At 35.1% G+C, this 18,812-nt stretch carries 22 protein-coding genes; 4 read left to right on the top strand and 18 right to left on the bottom strand.

Features of this window, described 5'->3' with window-relative positions; all coding sequences use genetic code 11:
* Positions 1–7: 7 nt before the first annotated feature.
* Positions 8–3,373 (bottom strand): transcription-repair coupling factor, encoded by a 3,366-nt coding sequence (gene mfd / locus AC000W_RS06310; protein WP_474747127.1) that lies wholly within the window; start codon positions 3,371–3,373, stop codon positions 8–10.
* A 79-nt stretch (positions 3,374–3,452) separates the two neighbouring features.
* Here mfd and AC000W_RS06305 point away from each other — a divergent pair, with 79 nt between their 5' ends.
* The 4 genes from AC000W_RS06305 to AC000W_RS06290 all read left to right on the top strand — a co-directional run bounded on the left by AC000W_RS06305 (position 3,453) and on the right by AC000W_RS06290 (position 7,672).
* Positions 3,453–3,884, top strand: a complete 432-nt coding sequence (locus AC000W_RS06305) for a tellurite resistance TerB family protein (RefSeq protein ID WP_474746933.1) — start codon at positions 3,453–3,455, stop codon at positions 3,882–3,884.
* A 160-nt stretch (positions 3,885–4,044) separates the two neighbouring features.
* Positions 4,045–4,527 (top strand): N-acetyltransferase family protein, encoded by a 483-nt coding sequence (locus AC000W_RS06300; protein ID WP_474746931.1) that lies wholly within the window; start codon positions 4,045–4,047, stop codon positions 4,525–4,527.
* Positions 4,524–5,774 carry an aspartate kinase gene (locus AC000W_RS06295; RefSeq protein ID WP_474746930.1) on the top strand — a complete coding sequence of 417 codons (1,251 nt, stop codon included), beginning with the start codon at positions 4,524–4,526 and terminating at the stop codon, positions 5,772–5,774. Before AC000W_RS06300 ends, AC000W_RS06295 begins: the two co-directional genes overlap by 4 nt.
* A gap of 89 nt (positions 5,775–5,863) precedes the next feature.
* Positions 5,864–7,672, top strand: a complete 1,809-nt coding sequence (locus AC000W_RS06290; RefSeq protein WP_474746928.1) for a GNAT family N-acyltransferase — start codon at positions 5,864–5,866, stop codon at positions 7,670–7,672.
* Between the two features lie 13 nt (positions 7,673–7,685).
* On the opposite strand, the gene AC000W_RS06285 is transcribed toward AC000W_RS06290, so the two are convergent.
* The 17 genes from AC000W_RS06285 to AC000W_RS06205 all read right to left on the bottom strand — a co-directional run bounded on the left by AC000W_RS06285 (position 7,686) and on the right by AC000W_RS06205 (position 18,711).
* Positions 7,686–8,312: an arsenate-mycothiol transferase ArsC gene (locus tag AC000W_RS06285; protein WP_474746927.1), complete on the bottom strand. Its 627-nt coding sequence runs from the start codon at positions 8,310–8,312 to the stop codon at positions 7,686–7,688.
* 4 nt (positions 8,313–8,316) lie between these two features.
* Positions 8,317–8,814, bottom strand: a complete 498-nt coding sequence (locus AC000W_RS06280) for an N-acetyltransferase family protein (protein WP_474746925.1) — start codon at positions 8,812–8,814, stop codon at positions 8,317–8,319.
* 1 nt (position 8,815) lies between these two features.
* Positions 8,816–9,388, bottom strand: a complete 573-nt coding sequence (locus AC000W_RS06275; protein ID WP_474746923.1) for a hypothetical protein — start codon at positions 9,386–9,388, stop codon at positions 8,816–8,818.
* 14 nt (positions 9,389–9,402) lie between these two features.
* Complete coding sequence (locus AC000W_RS06270) at positions 9,403–9,894, bottom strand: DUF6428 family protein (protein WP_474746921.1); 492 nt, start codon at positions 9,892–9,894, stop codon at positions 9,403–9,405.
* Positions 9,895–9,909: 15 nt separating this feature from the next.
* Positions 9,910–10,233, bottom strand: a complete 324-nt coding sequence (locus AC000W_RS06265; RefSeq protein ID WP_474746920.1) for an ArsR/SmtB family transcription factor — start codon at positions 10,231–10,233, stop codon at positions 9,910–9,912.
* A gap of 79 nt (positions 10,234–10,312) precedes the next feature.
* On the bottom strand, positions 10,313–10,801 hold the full coding sequence (locus AC000W_RS06260; protein WP_474746918.1) for an NINE protein: 489 nt from the start codon (positions 10,799–10,801) through the stop codon (positions 10,313–10,315).
* Positions 10,802–10,853: 52 nt separating this feature from the next.
* Entirely contained in the window at positions 10,854–11,240 is a 387-nt protein-coding gene (locus tag AC000W_RS06255) for a VOC family protein (protein ID WP_474746916.1), read from the bottom strand.
* Positions 11,237–11,695, bottom strand: a complete 459-nt coding sequence (locus AC000W_RS06250) for a DUF1801 domain-containing protein (RefSeq protein ID WP_474746915.1) — start codon at positions 11,693–11,695, stop codon at positions 11,237–11,239. The genes AC000W_RS06255 and AC000W_RS06250 overlap by 4 nt, the downstream gene beginning before the upstream one ends.
* 7 nt (positions 11,696–11,702) lie before the next feature.
* On the bottom strand, positions 11,703–12,209 hold the full coding sequence (locus tag AC000W_RS06245; protein WP_474746913.1) for a DUF4199 domain-containing protein: 507 nt from the start codon (positions 12,207–12,209) through the stop codon (positions 11,703–11,705).
* A 96-nt stretch (positions 12,210–12,305) separates the two neighbouring features.
* The gene (locus AC000W_RS06240; RefSeq protein WP_474746911.1) at positions 12,306–12,722 is read right to left on the bottom strand and encodes a response regulator transcription factor; all 417 of its coding nucleotides are present in this window, start codon (positions 12,720–12,722) and stop codon (positions 12,306–12,308) included.
* 9 nt (positions 12,723–12,731) lie between these two features.
* Positions 12,732–13,694 (bottom strand): 2-hydroxyacid dehydrogenase, encoded by a 963-nt coding sequence (locus tag AC000W_RS06235; protein ID WP_474746910.1) that lies wholly within the window; start codon positions 13,692–13,694, stop codon positions 12,732–12,734.
* Entirely contained in the window at positions 13,694–14,059 is a 366-nt protein-coding gene (locus AC000W_RS06230; RefSeq protein ID WP_474746908.1) for a cupin domain-containing protein, read from the bottom strand. Before AC000W_RS06230 ends, AC000W_RS06235 begins: the two co-directional genes overlap by 1 nt.
* A 14-nt stretch (positions 14,060–14,073) precedes the next feature.
* Positions 14,074–15,426 carry a magnesium transporter gene (gene mgtE / locus AC000W_RS06225; protein ID WP_474746907.1) on the bottom strand — a complete coding sequence of 451 codons (1,353 nt, stop codon included), beginning with the start codon at positions 15,424–15,426 and terminating at the stop codon, positions 14,074–14,076.
* Positions 15,413–16,282 (bottom strand): 16S rRNA (adenine(1518)-N(6)/adenine(1519)-N(6))-dimethyltransferase RsmA, encoded by an 870-nt coding sequence (gene rsmA / locus AC000W_RS06220; RefSeq protein WP_474746905.1) that lies wholly within the window; start codon positions 16,280–16,282, stop codon positions 15,413–15,415. Before rsmA ends, mgtE begins: the two co-directional genes overlap by 14 nt.
* A gap of 4 nt (positions 16,283–16,286) precedes the next feature.
* Entirely contained in the window at positions 16,287–16,604 is a 318-nt protein-coding gene (locus AC000W_RS06215; RefSeq protein ID WP_474746903.1) for a gamma-glutamylcyclotransferase family protein, read from the bottom strand.
* A 6-nt stretch (positions 16,605–16,610) separates the two neighbouring features.
* Positions 16,611–16,922 (bottom strand): DUF4286 family protein, encoded by a 312-nt coding sequence (locus AC000W_RS06210; protein WP_474746901.1) that lies wholly within the window; start codon positions 16,920–16,922, stop codon positions 16,611–16,613.
* Positions 16,923–16,926: 4 nt separating this feature from the next.
* Positions 16,927–18,711, bottom strand: coding sequence for a tetratricopeptide repeat protein (locus AC000W_RS06205; RefSeq protein WP_474746900.1), 1,785 nt, complete (start codon positions 18,709–18,711; stop codon positions 16,927–16,929).
* Between the last annotated feature and the right edge of the window lie 101 nt (positions 18,712–18,812).

The following is an 18,812-nucleotide window of genomic DNA, read 5'->3' as shown; positions in this document are numbered from 1 at the left end:
CAGTGAATTAATTTTTTTCAAAAGGGCGCAGTGCTTTAACTGCTTTATCCACTGATGTAATCCCTTCAAAAACCAAAAGTAAACGCAGCCCATTTCTGGTTTGTTTTTCTTTCATCTTGCATAGCTGGGTATGGGATTGCACAAATTGAAGCACTTTTGTAAAAGTTGAACTTTGGTAAAAAGCAGATTGTTGGTCGGCAATAAAATAACCAATCAACTTTCCTTTTTTCATGACCACCTTTTCCAGACCTATACCATTGGCAATCCATTTTATGCGAACGGAGTTTAATAAATCCTCTACTTGGATAGGTAGTTCTCCAAAACGGTCTATAAGCTCAGCTTCAAATTTTTGGAGTTCTGTTTCATCCTTCACTTTGTTAAGCTGATTATAGAGATTTAATCTTTCTGTAATATTGTTGATGTAATCATCCGGAAACAAAAGCTCAAAATCAGAATCAATTTGAGTATCTTTTACAAAGACTGTTTCATGATGACCTTCTACCTCATCATACAACTCCTTAAATTCATTTTCTTTAAGTTCTTCAATAGCTTCTGCCAATATTTTTTGATAGGTATCAAACCCAATTTCATTGATGAAACCACTTTGCTCTCCTCCCAATAAATCACCTGCTCCTCTAATTTCCAAATCTTTCATGGCAATATTAAAACCACTGCCCAATTCTGTAAATTGCTCCAAGGCCTGTATGCGTTTTCTAGCATCGTTAGTCATAACGTCATAAGGTGGTGTAATAAAATAGCAGAAAGCCTTTTTATTGCTTCGCCCAACACGTCCGCGCATTTGGTGTAGGTCGCTCAGACCAAAATTATTGGCATTGTTTATAAAAATGGTATTGGCATTTGTCACATCCAAACCACTTTCTACAATGGTGGTAGAGACAAGTACATCAAACTCCCCGTTCATAAAGGAAAGCATAAGTGTTTCCAGTTTTTTTCCTTCCATTTGCCCATGACCGATACCAATTTTAGCATCGGGAACCAAGCGCTGTACCATACCGGCAACTTCTTTTATGTTTTCTATTCGGTTGTGAATAAAAAACACCTGTCCTCCACGTTGAATTTCATAAAAAACAGCATCTCTTATAGTTTCTTCGCTAAAACGAATTACCTGACTTTCAATTGGATAGCGATTAGGTGGGGGAGTTGTAATAACTGATAAATCTCGAGCCGCCATTAGACTAAACTGCAGGGTCCTGGGAATGGGAGTAGCCGTTAGTGTCAGCACATCTACATTTTCTTTAATAGACTTAAGCTTATCTTTAACAGCAACCCCAAATTTTTGTTCCTCATCCACAATCAAAAGTCCTAGATCTTTAAACTTTACATTTTTGTTGACAAGCTGATGTGTTCCAATAATAATGTCAACTTTACCGGCTTCTAAATTCTCTAGAGTTTCCCTTTTTTCTTTCGCAGTTCTAAATCGGTTAACATAATCAACCGTGACGGGTAACTCTTTTAATCGCTCTTTAAAAGTCCTGTTGTGTTGAAATGCCAAAATAGTGGTAGGCACCAAAACCGCCACCTGCTTGCCATTGTCCACAGCCTTAAAAGCTGCTCGGATGGCCACTTCAGTTTTTCCAAAACCTACATCCCCACAGATTAAGCGGTCCATGGGTCGCTCATTCTCCATATCCCTTTTAATATCTTCAGTAGCAGTGCTTTGGTCTGGAGTATCTTCATAGATAAAAGAGGCTTCAAGCTCATGCTGTAAATAACTGTCTGGGGCATATTGAAATCCTTTTTTCAGTCTCCTTTTTGCATAGATTTTAATAAGGTCAAAAGCAATTTTTTTAACTCTGGTCTTTGTTTTTTGCTTTAGTGATTTCCATGCATTGGACCCCAATTTGTAAATTTTAGGAGGCGCACCATCCTTACCGTTGAATTTGGAAATTTTATGAAGTGAATGAATACTGACATATAAAATGTCTCGCTCGCCATACATTAATTTGATGGCTTCCTGTTTTTTGCCCTCAACATCTATTTTTTGTAACCCTCCAAATTTTCCTATACCGTGGTCAATGTGAGTTACATAGTCACCAATTTCCAGTTTGGTAAGTTCCTTTAAGGTAATGGCCTGCTTTTTGGCATAGCCATTTTTAAGCTGAAATTTATGATAGCGCTCAAAAATTTGATGGTCTGTATAACAAACGATTTTTAGGTCGCGGTCTATAAAACCTTGATAAATAGGAAAAACAATTGTTTTGTAATGTACTTGTTTGGCTGCTTCTTGATTACTTTCAGAATCAAAAATATCATTAAAGCGTTTTGCCTGTTGTTCCGATGCGCAAAAAATGTAATTGGTATAGCCCTTGGTATGGTTCTCATTAAGATCATTTATCAATAAATCGAACTTCTTATTGAAGGATGGCTGAGGTTTTGTGTCAAATGCTATATTGAGCGCAGTTGAAACATTGGTATTGGAATTACTGAGTTCAATTAATCTATAATCTTTTAATTGACTTATTAAAAAATCTGAGTTTACAAAAAGCTCTGCAGGGGTTTGGTGCTTTATATCGCTTGACAGTTTAGTAAAAGCTTCTTCAGCCTTATAAAAAAGGGAATCAATTCTTGCTGAAACTAAATCCAGATTTTTACAAAAAACAACAGTTTTAGAAGAAATGTATTTAAGAAAACTCTCTCGTGTTTCATTCAAAAATTTATTTTCCACATTGGGAATAATCGTAATTTTTGAAACTTGGTCAGTTGATAATTGCGTTTCTACATCAAAAGTTCTAATGCTTTCCACTTCATCTCCAAAAAATTCAATTCGGTAGGGTTCGTCATGTGAGAAAGAGAAAACATCCACTATTCCTCCGCGTACCGAAAACTCTCCTGGTTCTGTTACAAAGTCTACCCTTTTAAATTGATATTCAAACAAAACCTCATTAAAAAAGTCCAGAGAAATGGTATCATCAATTTTAATTTTCAGGGTATTTTTTTCTAGCTCTTTCCTAGTGACCACTTTTTCAAAAAGGGCATCAGGATACGTAACAATAATGGCTGGTTTTTTTCTGGAATTAATACGGTTTAAAACCTCTGCACGTAACAGAACATTGGCATTGTCTGTTTCTTCAATTTGGTATGGTCGCCTATAACTACCTGGATAGAAAAGCACATCCTTTTCACCTACTAATTGCTCTAGATCATTAAGGATATATGCAGCCTCTTCTTTATCATTTAGGATGAGTAGAAAAGGAGCATCGGCATTTTTAAAAGTTTCTGATAATAAAAAGGAAAGGAAAGAACCTGTAACGCCTTTTAAATGAATATTTTTTTGGTTGTTGGCAATGGCAGTTCCCAGTTTTTGCAGTTGCAAAGACTGTGCGAATAACTCTGAAATAGTGGATTTAACCAATCCTAAAATTTTCTGCAAAGATAACAGCACTTTTCACTATTAAAAAAATTATCTTTGCCCCTATTAAATTAAAAAAAGCATGTCAATTTTAGATTTATTTGATAGTGGATTTCAGAAAAGGAATCAAGGTCACTTTGCGGCTATAGTAAGGGTTGCCATGAGTGATGGAATTATTACCGATGGAGAAAAAGCGTTTTTGGACCGTTTGGCTCGTAGGTTAGATATTGATGATGAGGATTATAAAGAAATCCTAAAAGGGTATATGACACACCCAATAAACCCACCAACGGGATACAATGATAGATTGGAGCGTTTGTATGATCTTACACGTATGGTTTATGCAGATGATGAGTTGGGTGAAAGACAGACTGCAGTACTTGAGCGTTTAGGTGTTGGACTTGGATTTTCATCAGAAAACATTTCCTATGTCGTGGACAAAGCGCTAAAATTGGTGAGACAAGGAGTAGATTTAGATGATTTTGTTGAGGAGGTTAAAAATATGAATAGGTAGTACAACTTAAAAATAATATTTGGAAGCGGAGCAATTTTATATTGCTCCGCTTTTTTTAGATGTTTTATTTTTTCTTTGAAGGGAATATTTTGTGAAACATTTAGGGGTTATTTCTCAATGTTTTTTAAATTTATAACTTTGTGTTTTATTTATAACAAATATGAATTATATAATTAGAACTGCTGTTGCTGATGATATGTCCCAAGTATTGGGGCTTATAAAAGAGTTGGCAATATTTGAAAAAGAGGAAAACGCTGTTGAGGTTACTGTTGACAATTTAATAAAAGATGGTTTCGGAGATAAAAAACTCTTTCATTGTTTTGTAGCAGAAACTGATAATAATATTATAGGTATTGCATTGGTCTATCCAAGATACTCAACATGGAAAGGACCAGTAATCCACTTAGAAGATTTAATTGTAAGTGAAAGCGCACGTGGGAAAGGCTTGGGCTCTGCTTTATTGGCAGAGGTAGTAAAATATGGCCATAGCTTGGGAGTTAAACGCATTTGTTGGGAAGTATTGGATTGGAACGACCCCGCCATAGATTTTTATGAAAGTAAAGGAGCTAAGGTGATGAGAGATTGGGATGTGGTACAATTAAACGAAAAAGGAATACAAAATTTTATTGAAAATAGTAAATGAGGGTTTTTAAGTTTGGAGGAGCATCTGTAAAAGATGCAGATGGAGTGAAAAACGTAGTAAATGTCCTTAAAGAAGTTGGGCATGAAAACACACTGGTAGTTGTGTCTGCCATGGGTAAGACTACAAATGCCATGGAGGAAGTTGTGAGGGCGTATTTTGATGATCAAGGCTCTTTGTCTTCTGCAGTACAGGAAGTTGTAAAATATCACAATGCCATTTTGTTGGATTTGTTTTCCAATGATAGGCATCCAATATTTGGCCAGGTAAAATCATTTTTTGATGATGTTCAGGATTTTTTGTCCAGAAATAAATCTCCTAATTATAGTTTTGTCTATGATCAAGTGGTTGGTTATGGAGAATTAGTATCAACTACCATTATCAATGCTTATTTTAACGAAATTGGAATTGATTGCAATTGGTTAGATGTACGTTCTGTAATAAAAACTGATAGCAACCATAGAGAAGCACACGTGCATTGGGAAAGTACTCAGGCAAAAATCACAGAAGCCGTAGACAAAGACAAATTATACATTACTCAAGGTTTTTTAGGTAGTGATGAAAATAATTTCACCACTACCTTGGGTAGAGAAGGCTCGGATTATTCAGCAGCCATTTTTGCTTATTGCCTCAATGCAAACTCTGTTACTATTTGGAAAGATGTTCCAGGGGTTTTGAATGCAGACCCAAGGTATTTTGAAAACACCCAATTGCTCAATAAGATTTCGTACCGAGAAGCTATTGAACTTGCATTTTATGGCGCTTCGGTAATCCATCCTAAAACATTACAACCTTTGCAGCGCAAGGAAATTCCTTTGCATGTAAAATCTTTTGTAAACCCTAATGATAAAGGAACTACAGTTGGTAAAGGAAATGGAATAGAACCAAAAGTACCTTGTTTTATAGTTAGGAGAGGACAGGCTTTGGTAAAATTGTCTTCATTGGATTTTTCTTTTATTGTAGAGGACAGTATCAGTGAGATTTTTAAACTCTTCCATGAGTATAAAATGAAGGTGGACCTTATCCAGAACTCGGCCATTAGCTTTTCGGTTTGTGTGGATAACAAATTTGGTAGGCTTCATGAGCTTTTAAACCATTTAAAAGCAAAGTTTAAAGTGGTTTGCCATGAGGATGTTTCATTATATACCATTCGCCATTTTGATGTACAGGCAATAGAATCGCTCCAAAATGGAAAAGAAGTACTATTGGAACAGCGCGGAAAGGAAACGCTTCAGCTAGTGGTAAAATAAGGTTTTTTTCTTTTTTATTCCCTTATGATTTTAACTGTACATTTGGGGATTTTCCTATATTTATATTTACCAAACTTTATAGAGGCAACATGGGATTAGTGACGGCAAAAGAGGTAGCAAAGGCCATAAAACTTGAAAAATATGGCATTTTAGGTACTTTTTTAGGATGGGTTTTGTTGAAAGTGACACGAATTTCCAGTATTAATTCCTTTTATGACACCATAGCAGATTTGGAAGGGGTGCATTATCCCAATGCTATATTAGACCACTACGAAATAGATTATTCCATTCCAGAAGAAGATTATAAACGTTTACCCAAAGATGGTGCTTATATTACTATTAGCAATCACCCACTAGGTGCTATTGATGGAATTTTGCTATTGAAGTTAATGGTTGAAAAACGTCCAGACTATAAAATAATGGCGAACTTTTTATTGCAAAGGATGAAGCCAATGATTCCATATATTATTCCTGTAAATCCTTTTGAAGAACACAAGGAGGCAAGAAGTAGTATTGCGGGTTTTAAAATGGCATTTCAGCATTTAAAGGAAGGCCACCCATTGGGTATTTTTCCTGCTGGTGAAGTATCAACACATAGAGATGGTAAGTTAATTGTAGACAGGCCTTGGGAAGAAGCAGCTCTAAAACTTATACGAAAGGCAGAAGTGCCAGTAGTACCTATTTATTTTCATGCCAAGAACAGTAATTTTTTCTATAGGTTGGCAAAAATTAGCGGAGTTTTTAGAACTGCTAAAATACCATCAGAAGTATATACTCAAAAAAATAGACCAATCAAGGTAAGAATTGGTCAGCCTATTTCCGTACAGGCTCAAAAAGAGCAGGAGACTTTGGAAGACTTTACGGAATTGTTGAGGAAGAAAACCTACATACTGGCAAATGCCTATGAAAAAGAAAGGTTAAGGGATCAAATCCCTACAACAATAAAAATTCCAAAAGCTCCTAAAAAAATAGCCTCTGCTGTTCGTACCGAAGTGATTCAAGGAGAGATTGAAAAGCTTAGGGAAAAGGATTGCCGATTACTGCAAAGCAAAAACTACGAGGTGTTTCTTGCCCAAGAACAGGATATGCCTTTTATTTTAAAGGAAATTGGTAGACAAAGAGAGGTAACTTTTAGAGCAATTGGAGAAGGCACCAATAATGCCATTGATTTGGATAGATTTGATTCTTATTATCATCACTTGTTTTTGTGGGATGATACTGAAAAGGAAATAGTTGGGGCATACAGGATGGGAATGGGTTCTCAGATTTATGCCAATTATGGGATTGATGGATTTTATCTCCAAGATCTTTTTAGATTAGAACCAGAACTGCACGATATGATGAGTAAGTCTATAGAAATGGGACGTGCTTATATTGTAAAAGAGTACCAACAGAAGCCAATGCCTCTTTTTTTATTATGGAAGGGGATTGTGCATACGACTCTTCGCTTTCCAGAGCACAAATATTTAATTGGCGGGGTGAGCATTAGTAACCAGTTTTCTAATTTTTCTAAATCCTTGATGATTGAGTTTATGAAATCTAATTATTGGGACCCTTATGTGGCACAGTATATCCGCCCTAAGAAGGAATTTAAAGTTAAACTTACAGATGCAGATAAAGAATTTGTATTTGACGAGACTCAGGCCGATTTAAATAAGTTTGATAGACTTATCAATGAAGTAGAACCTGGAAACCTTCGTTTGCCAGTACTTATTAAGAAGTATATTAAGCAAAATGCAAAAGTGGTGGCCTTTAATGTAGACCCATTGTTCAACAATTCTGTAGATGGTTTAATGTACATTAAGATTGCGGATTTGCCAGAAAGTACCGTAAAACCAGTAATGGAAGAATTTCAATCCGAGTTGGAACGCAAATTGGCTGAGTCACAACCCAAGTAAGTACAACTTCTTTTTAAGATTTAGCCTTAGAAAATACATAAAGTAATTCCGTAGCAATCTGTAAACTTCTTTCTCTATATTTTTCTACTTGTTGGGGGGTATTGTCAAATGCTTTTGGATCTTCAAAGGTGATTGGGAATCTTTTCTCTGCACCAGCGACAAATGGACAACCATGGTCGGCACTAGAACATGTCATGATAGCTCCAAACCCAAATTTTGGGTTGAATGTGTCGTCATATGTTTTTGAAAAGCCTATGATTGGATGCTCATTGTTAGCATATTTTACAGCGTACACAGGATTTTTATTTTCAGAGAGTTTTTTTATTTCAAAACCCGTATCACTTAAAGTATCTGCAACCATTGGGAACAAGGCTGTGGCTTCTGTCCCTCCAGAGTAACAGAATACGTTTTTAATTCCCAAATGATAGGCGATAGCCTGTGCCCATATTTGTGATAAATGACTTCTGCGAGAGTTATGCGTGCAAATAAAATTTAACCGTATAGGTTGTTGGGTTTCAATTTTAGTTTTAACATAGCCCACTAAAGGATTAAGTATTGCTTCTCGTTCCGTTGTTATCTCATTTGTATTTAACAACTTAATTTTTTTTTCTATTTCTGGGAGCAATTGCTTTTTATCCATTTTTTTATATGCCTACAGTTTTACTTCTTCTTTCAAATAATAGATTGTCTTTCCAGACATTGTCTAATTTTCCAACTCGCTCTCTTTTTCCAATATGTCGGAATCCGGATTTTTCATGTAGTTTAATACTAGCTATGTTCTCAGGGAAAATACCAGATTGTAAAGTCCAAAAACCTTGGTTTTCACTTTCCGAAATCAGCTTTTCCATTAACTTTTTCCCTACACCAAGACCCCTATTGTTCTTTCCTATATAAATACTCACTTCAGCAACACCACCATACACACATCTACTAGAAACAGGAGATAGGGCCGCCCAGCCTAAAATAACATTGTCTTTTTCTGCAACAAACCTACATTCTTTTAGGTGGGCGTTGTCCCATAAAGTGTAATCGGGAACAGTAGTTTCAAAAGTGGCATAGCCCGTTGCAATTCCTTCGGCATAAATTTCTGAAACTGCCAACCAATCATCTGGGAGCATTGCTCTTGGTTTTATTTGGCCCATTTTAACAACATATTACTTTTGCTCTGTACTTTGTCCAGATGGTTTGCGGATTTCTAAACAGTAATAAAACATGTAGCAAAGCCAAAACTAGAGAACCAGGAATTATATTAATACTTATAAAAGTAAATATTTCTTTACCAGTTGAGATGGCTATTGAATCAACAAGAGTTAAGGAGTTTTTATTGATTCTTAATTTTGACGCAAGAACAAGTGCAATGGCAGCAAAATGAAATGCATTTGAGAAAACATGTATAATGTATTCCCACTGAGGTAATCCCCCCATAAAATTTCTACTTTCCTTTTCTGAATAGGCATCAATACCTAATACTATCATGTCAACAATTACAAGGGTACAACCTATTAGGAAAGCAACCTCATTATTTTCGGTTATGAAAAGAAACCATACAATTAACGGAAATAAAATAGCCCTTATGGAATGCGTTTTATGTTCTAAAACACTTTCTTTTCTATTGAACAGTTGATATTTCCAGATGTGTAGGTAAAAACCATCATAGGTGGCTAAAATCATAAAAATTACTAAACAAAAGCTTGCCAAATAATATAAAATTTCCATAGTCCCTTTTTAAATTAACAACAACCACTTCCAGGCGCACAACTACCTTCTGTAATACCTTCTTCAACTGTTTCTGGAACGCCACAAGTTTCCTTTGCTTTGCAATCTGTTTTTTCTACTGCAAGTTGCATGGTAAGATTATTTTCATCTATTGTATAATCATTGACAAAGAGTTGGGCTGTGTGAAAATCTGGATTGCTATATTCAAATTTTACTTCGGCATTTCTATCCATGGTTCTCATCTTATCCACTTTGTTTAAAATTCCCATTGCCTTGTAAACTGACATGTATTCTGTTTTGCCTATTTCTGAAGGACTTTCCCAAAGCTGAATTATGGTTTCTTTCCAAGCATCTGTGCCAGCGCCACAGTCAACAGACTCTATGTTGACGTTTTTAACTTCGGTAATATGGTAATTGGCACCAACCAAAGCACCAGGCTTGTATTCAAAAAGAAGGCTTTTATTTTGGTGCTCTTTTAATAATTCTAAAAATTGATTTGTTTTCATGATATATCTATTTTATTAACAACAATTGGATTGGGTGGTTACAAAGAAGGAGTTTAAAAGCCGCTGAATCTCTTTCCATTTTTTTAAATTGATACAGTAACAAACACTTTTCCCTTCTATTTCTCCACTTATTAAATCTATCTTTTTTAATTCTTTTAAATGCTGCGAAATTGTGGGTTGCGCCAAACCAACCTCTTCAACAATATCGTTGCAAATACATGCTTCTTGTTTGCTTATATATTGTAGAATAGCAATACGTGCGGGATGTGCCAATACCTTTAGAATAATGGCTAACTGATTCTGTTTTTCCGTAAAAATTTGTGTTTTAGTAACGCCCATAACGTATTTTAATATTGCAATATTACGATAATAAATAATATAAAAAAAGCCAGACCTAAAAAATCTGACTTTTCTATTCTTAGAACCAAGGTTTTTTACCTACTTGGTAGGTGTTGTAAAACTCCTCATCTGACTTGGTCAAGTATATAATACCTTCTATTAAAGTTATTAGCCAAATAAGTCCGTTCGCAATGCCACAAGTTATTATTCCCAAAATTATGGTACAAACCAAAAGAATAACACCTTCTTTGGTATACCCTAAAATAAATTTGTGGATTCCAAATCCACCCAAAACAATTGCCAAAATACCAGCCAATATTTTTTTATTATCACCAGTTGCACCACTGAAAGCTTCTTTGGCACTATCAGTAAATTCTTTTGCAGTTTCTTTTGCTTCCTCAGCAAATTCACTTGCGGACTCTTTTGCATCTTCAAATGCTTCTTTTGCATCTTCTTTTAATTCAGAGGCTTTTTCACTTGCTTTTTCGGCGGCCTCTTTTGCTGCATCCTTCGCATCGTCCAATGCATCTTTTGCTTTATCTCCTAAATCTTTTTCTTCGTCTGACATAGTGTTTATGTGTTGGTTAAAATGAAACTCTAATGTAGTAAATATTTCTATTTTAAAGAAACGCTTTGTCAAAAGGCTCCCAAAGCTCTAATTTATTGCCTTCTGGATCTAAGATCCATCCAAATTTTCCGTATTCAAACTCTTCAATTTCCCCTACAACAGTAACACCTTCTTTCTTTAATACCTCCAATAGTTCAACCAAATTTTCTACCCTATAATTAATCATAAATTGCTTTTCACTGGGTTTATAATAGGTAGTGTCCTCACTCATAGGACTCCACTGGGTGGAGCAATCGTTCCCCTCCTTGTCTTTCCACCAAAAAGTACAGCCATATTGATCTGTATTTAACCCAAGGTGAGTTTTATACCATTCCTTTACTTTGTTAGGGTCCTTTGCTTTAAAGAAAAATCCTCCCAATCCAGTTACTCTTTTTTTCATTTTTTCTTAATGTTATGTTCATATAAGTCTATCCAATCGGTAGGAGTCATTTTAGCACAGAGCTCTCCAATGAGTACATAGGGAATATCACCCATATTTTTAAAACGGATACAACTTTTCCCCATATCTAATTTACGCTTGCAATGTTTTGGATATTCGGATACGAACCAATCATATAGCTTAGGGTCTGCATAGATGCCCGAATGGTAAAGGGCCACAAAGTTTTTTTGCGAGGCTAAATTTATAAAAGGAAGAGGTAATTTTGGGTCACAATGGTATCCATCTGGATAAGTTTCATGGGGTACCACATACCCAATCATTTTATAACTAATACACTCTTGGAATCCTTTTGGCAAATTCTTTTTGATTAATGTTCTAATTTTTGACACCACTTCTTTACGGTCGTCAGGAAGTTTAGAGATATATTCATCTGGTGTCTTGGCATCAATGGTCATAAAGAGATTATTTACGTTGTAGAATTAAAGCAGAAAGTAAAGAGATTATAAAACCAATCACAAAAACGGTTATGAACATTAAGAAGAAGTTCATTAATGGACTAGAAAAAAGCTCTTTTTCGGCTTCTAGAGCTTCAAGTTTTATTTTAAAATCTTCGGGTGAGAGTGTTGCTTTCATTTGCTCAACAGAATGAGCATAATATTCTGCCATAAAATCTGGATTAATGAATTTAATATAGATAATATCCAAAATTCCAAAGGCAAAAGCAGTAATAAGGCTTATAAGTATACCAATGGTCAATCCTTTTTTAAAACTGATAATCCCTTTGTTTTCTTTATCCCTAAAATGTTTTATGCCAAAAAAGACAAAAGAAAGAGAGACCAGCATGGAAGCGTACCCTATAATTTCTTGTGTAGAATAGTCAAATTCTTTTCCTAATGTCCAAGCCAAGAGAAAAAGTATACAGATTAAAATGGCCCCATAAACTCCATAACGTAAAACAGTTTTTTTCATTTATTTAAGTATTATAGTTTGTTCAAAAATAGCTGTAGATATTCATAAACCATTCATACTAAAGTACCAAAATGATATTAATTGATTGATTTTTATTTAAAATGATATAATCTGAAGCTTCTTGGCTTTCTGTATGGCTTGTGTTCTTCTTTTGACGTTTAGTTTTATCAGCAGATTGGATACATGGGTTTTTATAGTACTTTCTGAAACAAAAAGTTTGTTTGCTATCTCTTTATTAGATAGACCATTTTTTATTTCAACAAGGACTTCATATTCTCTGGAGCTAAGCCCTAGTTGTTTTATTTGGTTGTGGTCAATGTTATTTTTAGGAGTAATGTCTTGGTTAGAATCCTTTTTATTTAAGTACATACCAATTAAAAAAAAGACAATGGCTATGACCGCAATAATTATTTCAATTGATATGGTTCCGGATAAATAGGAATAAGTACTTATTTGAAACAAGACTAATAAGGCAATAATCAAAGAGGAGAAAATAAAAACAGTACGCTTCACACTCTAAATTTAGCAAAATTTTGCTTTGACTTTGTCCACAATGGTCTGAGCCAATTTTATTTTACTTTCTACTGTCCAACCTGCTACGTGAGGAGTTAAGAGCACATTTTCTGCTTCAATTAAATATTGGAAGGCTTCGGGGATAGACCCCTCGACTCCGCTCGGGGAGACACCAGTATTAAAGAGGTTTTCAAAAGACTTTTTTTCATATTCCAATACATCCAATCCGGCACCTAAAATTTTTCCAGATTTTAAGGCCTCGACCAAATCTTTTGTAATAACAGCTTTACCACGAGCCGTATTGAAAAGCCAAAATGGTTTTTGAAAAGCGTTTATGAATTCGGAATTTATCATTCCAATAGTTAATTCCGTTTGTGGCACATGCAAACTCACTATATCTACCTTTTGCTGAAATTCCAGAATACCCACTTGACGGGCATTTTCGTTACCTACACCACCAACAATATCGTAACAAAGAACTTCCACATCAAATCCCAGGAGTTTTTTGGAAAATGCTTTTCCCATATTGCCATAACCAATAATTCCAACTGTTAAACCATCCAGTTCAATTCCACGATTACCTTCTCTGTCCCATTTCCCTGAACGAACTTCTTTATCAGCTTTGTTCAATTTATTGAAGAGCGAAAGCAACATACCTAAAGTATGTTCTCCAACGGCATTTCTATTGCCCTCGGGTGCTGAAGCTAAAAAAACTCCTTTTTGTTTGGCATAATCAGTGTCAATATTTTCTAGACCAGCACCTAAACGCCCAATGAATTTTAAATTGGTTGCTTTGTCTAAAAAAGTTTGGTCAATTGTAAACCTTGACCTTATGATTACTCCATCATACTCATGAATTTTAGCCTCAATTTCTTCTTTGGTTGAGGTATAATCTTCATGATTTTCAAAACCCAATCCACTGAATTGCTCTATAATCAATGGGTGATTGGTATCTAGGTGAAGTACTTTCATTAAATCTTTGGGTATTTTGTTTGTGTTTTTTCGTGTTGCACATTTCCGGTATGTGAGGTCGTTAGCTTTTCAAAAAGAAGCACATGAACCTCTTCACCATTTTTGGTCATGGGATTATGTTCAACACCCTTAGGTACTACAATGATTTCACCCTCTTTTACAACTTCGGTTCTGTCCCTAAATTGCATATACAAAGTGCCTTTTAATACTTGGAAAAGTTCATCCTCGTTTTCATGGGCATGCCACACAAATTCTCCATTTACTTTTGCTAAAAGGACTTGCATATTGTCTACAATAGCAATTTGGTGAGGATGCCACTGTTTGGTAAACTCGGCATGTTTTTCTTTAAGGTTGATGGATTTCATTGTTAGAATTTTATTTAAATACCCAATACCAATTTGGCTATCATAAAGTAGATAAGAATTCCAAAAATGTCATTGCTAGTGGTAATAAAAGGGCCAGTAGCAATTGCGGGGTCTATACCTCTTTTGTCCAAAAACAAAGGTACAAAGGTGCCAATAATCCCAGCTACAACTATAACAACTATTAGAGATATAGAAATTGCCAAAGCGGTATAAAAATCGCCTTTCCACAACCACGTAAAAAGCAAAAGGATTGATGCCAAAATAATTCCATTTAGTAAAGCTAACAACATTTCTTTCCACAGACGATTACTAATACTGCCTTTTAAATCATCATTTGCTAATCCTTGAACAATAATAGCACTGGATTGTACACCAACATTACCAGCCATGGCTGCAATTAAAGGTGTAAATAAAAACAGAATGGCATGATTACTAATAATTTCCTCGAAACTGCCCATAATTACGGCTGCACCAACTCCTCCAAAAAGACCTAAGATTAACCATGGAAGTCTAGCACGTGTTAAATCCCAGATACTATCATCTGCTTCTACAACTTGAGAGATACCAGCGGCCAATTGATAATCTTTTTCGGCTTCTTCTTTAATTACATCTATAATGTCATCAATAGTAATTCTACCAACAAGCCTTCCTATTTCATCAACTACAGGGATTGCTTCCAAATCGTATTTGGACATTATTTTAGCCACCTCCTCTGGGTCCTCATTTACATTTACAGCATCTACTTTGGGGATATAAATTTCCTTGATATGGGTTTCTGTGGATACTGTTAGCAAATCTTTGAGCGATAAACGGCCTTTTAATACCTCGTCATTATCCACTACATAAATAGAATGTACTCTAGTTACGTTTTCTGCTTGTGAACGCATTTCCCGAACACATCTGGTAACCGTCCAGTTTTCATTTACCTTAACCAACTCTTTAGCCATAAGTCCCCCAGCAGAATTTTCATCGTACCTAAGAAGGTCAACAATGTCCTTGGCGTGTTCCTTATCCTCAATATTTGAGATAACATCCTTTACAATTTCATCTGGAAGCTCTGCAACAATATCGGCAGCATCATCTGTGTCTAGTTCATCTAGCTCTTCCGCAATTTCTTTTGCGGAAAGGTTATTTAGAATGGACTCACGAACATCCTCGTCTAATTCAGTAAGAATGTCAGAGGTTTTATCACTGTCCAAAAGTTTAATAAGATAGGTGGCCTCATCCTCATTAAGTTCATTAATGATTTCCGCAATATCCGCATAGTGATACCCATCCATAAGGGCAGTAAGTTCTTTTCCCTTTAGGTTTTCTATAAGCTGTTCAATTTCAACTACAAGTTCGTCTGTAAGTTTAAACGGTGTCATGGTCTATCTTCTTGGTCAGTGCAATAAAATCCAGTACAGATAATTGTTCTGGGCGTTGGTCAAAGATAGTATCTTCTTTTAAAACATCGGAAAGTGCAAAGGTTTTTAAACTGTTGCGCAATGTTTTTCTACGTTGGTTAAAGGCTGTTTTTATTACCTTAAAAAAAAGTTTTTCATCACAGCCAATGTCATATTTTTCTTTTCTCTTTAGTCGAAGCACACCAGATTGAACTTTTGGGGGTGGTTCAAAAACAGAAGGGGGAACAGTAAATAAATATTCTGCATCATAAAATGCTTGTACAAATACCGATAGAATTCCATAGGCCTTGCTTCCTTCTTTTTCACAAATACGTTGGGCTACTTCTTTTTGAAACATACCAGTAAATTCTGGAATTTGCTCTTTTAACTCAAGCATTTTAAAAACAATTTGTGTAGATATGTTGTATGGAAAATTACCGGTAATTGCAAACTGGTCACTACCAAAGAGGGTAGATATATCATATTTTAGAAAATCTGCTTCCAAAACCTTGAAAGTTCCTTTTCTTTGTTTGGTTTCTGGGTGTTCCAATGCAAAACTATGATTTAGATAGATGATGGATTCCTCGTCCAAGTCCATAGCAACCAAATCTATATCATGGGCTAATAAATATTTTGTAAGTACGCCAGTTCCAGGACCAATTTCTAGTACATTTTTGTACCCAGATAGAGATAGGGTATCAGCAATATCCTTGGCAATTTTTTCGTCCTTTAAAAAATGCTGCCCCAAATATTTTTTTGCCTTAACGGGACTTTCTTCCTTCCAATTTCTTTGATTTCCATTTTTAAAATTGGAGCTGTATTTTTTCTTTTTGGACATTTTATCAATCTAAATTTTCTACATAGACCCAAGCATCAGTACCAGATTTTAAGGTCACTTTTTCTCTTCTGTAGGCACTGGTTTCATAAACATCTGTCTTCAAAAGCTCTTCATTGGTAATTTTGTAAACCATTCCTGAGACTAAATCATTTTTATTTTCTGTTTTCATCACCAATGGATATTTGCCATAAACTGCATTGATCAATCGTTTGTGGCCAAGGAGAAAATCTGGCTCTCCATCTAAAATTCTTCCAAAAATATACTGTTGAACCTGAAGGTCTTGTAAGGTACCGTATGTAAATAAAAACTCTGTTGTTTTCAATTATATCTAATGCTCGCTTATTACTTCTAATTCTGTTCTAAATGCCACAAACTTATTTGGAAACTCTTTTGCCACATTTTTTCTTAACCGATCTGCGTCCTCTTTATAATATTTATTCAAAGTTTCCCTATCTATGGTTGTATATTGAATAGAATAAGAAGTGCCACCTATTTCTTCTTCCACTAGAATTCTGCTCATTTTTGCATTGAGAAATTTTCCTGTTGCCAATACATCTGGAATGTGAATTTCCCTCATCCATGATACAAATTTGTCATGAACCAATTCATCTATATTTATGGTGACGTTGTATATAATCATATTTTTAATTAATAGAATCCCCTCTTAATATTCTAAAATTCTTTCGTGCTTGTGGAAAATAATAACTGTCTTGATAGTTATAGAGTATTTTCTCATAATGTTGTTTGGCCAACTCTGGTTGATTAAGAATATTTTTATAAAGTTCTGCTATGGCAAAATGTGCATCATCGGCTAAAATATCATTTCCATAGAATTCCACTATTTTTAGATAATTGAACTTTGCGGCCTCATAATCTTTCTGCTTCTCCAATAATTGCCCTTGTTTTAGCAAAGCCTCATCTTCAATTTTCTCACCTTTATGGTTTTGCAGTATATCTTCCAAAGCTTTAATGGCCTCTTTTGTTTTGTTTTGATAGCCCAATAAATCTGCTCTAGCATATTTTTTAAGTGCCGTTTGTGTGGAATCTTCCAAGGAGTTGTCCGATATTAATAAACTCAGCTGCATGGCATCATTGGCAATTAGTTGTGAGGTTGAACCTCTAAGGACTTTCAATTGGGTAAGAGCCCAATCAAAATCACCTTTATAAAAACTGGTTTGAGCTACTTTAAAACGGGCATTTTGCCCCATGACATCGTTTTTTAATTTTTGTTGGATTTGAGAAAAGTAGATAAGTGCTTCATTAAACTTTTTGTCAAATACCAGAATATCACCCAATGCCATTTTAATATACCCTTCCCCAAACCTATTTAAAGGCAGTTCTAGGTTGTTTTTTAAAATATCTGTAGCACGTTTTGGCTCTTCTTTTTTAAATGTTAGGAAGTTGGCATAAGCTATGGGCAATTGTAATGTATTGGGTTGATAACCATATTGTTCTATCAGTTTATCAAATTTTTTTTGGACTTCATCATACTTTTTGGAATCACCATCTAGCAGGTCAATGTCAATAAGATTTAACTCGGCATTTAATCTAGTAATGGGGTCGCGACCCTTATCAACAATATATTGGAAAATGTTTTTTGCATCGGTAATAGCATTATCTTCCAAGGTAATTTCTCCCAAATTTTCCATGCGAGCCAATGAACTTTCTTCCTGTCTTTTATAAATTGCTTTTTCTTGAGTAAAAGCACTTTTATATTGTTTTTGCTGAACAAAAAGCCAGCTTAAAAGCTCATTCCACAACACATTTGGATTTTTTTGAGCTTTCAGTAATAATGTTTTTTTAAGTAAAATGTTGTTTTCATTTTCTGGGTCCTCAGCAATAAAATCATCTATGTTTCGCAGGACATTGGACTTGGATGACCTGCCAATTACTATGAGTTCTAGGTAGCTATCGTACATTTTGGAAATATTTCCCTGTTCTCCATAAATGCGAGCTAGTTGAAAATTAAAGTCTAACTCAGGATTTAATTCCATAGCTTTTGTATATGCCTTTACTGCATAATCCAACAAAGCATATTTTTGAAACCGAAAACCAACTCCATATCCAAAATTTGGATTTTCCTTAATCTTAAGGATAGCTTCATCATAATAGATAGTGGCTTTTTCAGCCATGTTCTGTAACGTAAAGTTATATCCCAATTCAACAAAAAGAACAGGGTATACATTACCTGCATTTATTTTTTTGAGCAGAAATGTTTCCACTTCTTGGTACCGTTCCAATTGCTGATAACATTCAATTAGACCATCAAAATAATCTGTTCTACGGGGATTTTGCTCTACCAGTTTTTCATAAAAAACAACAGCCTTTTCATATTCTCCATCATTGAGGTACTGTTTTGCCAAAAAATCGTCTTGGCCAAACCCAAACTGCAGGCAACAAAGAGCAAGAATAAAAAGCAGGGACCTCAAAAGCGTTGTTTTTCCAAAGATACGCAGATTGTGGAAAATTGGTGTTAAGGGATTTATAAATGGGAATTTGAATTTTAAAACCAGTCATCAATATGTTCTTT

Source organism: Saonia sp. (assembly GCF_056326165.1).
Note: the sequence above shows the minus strand (reverse complement) of the source record. Positions and strands in the feature narration are given on the sequence as shown.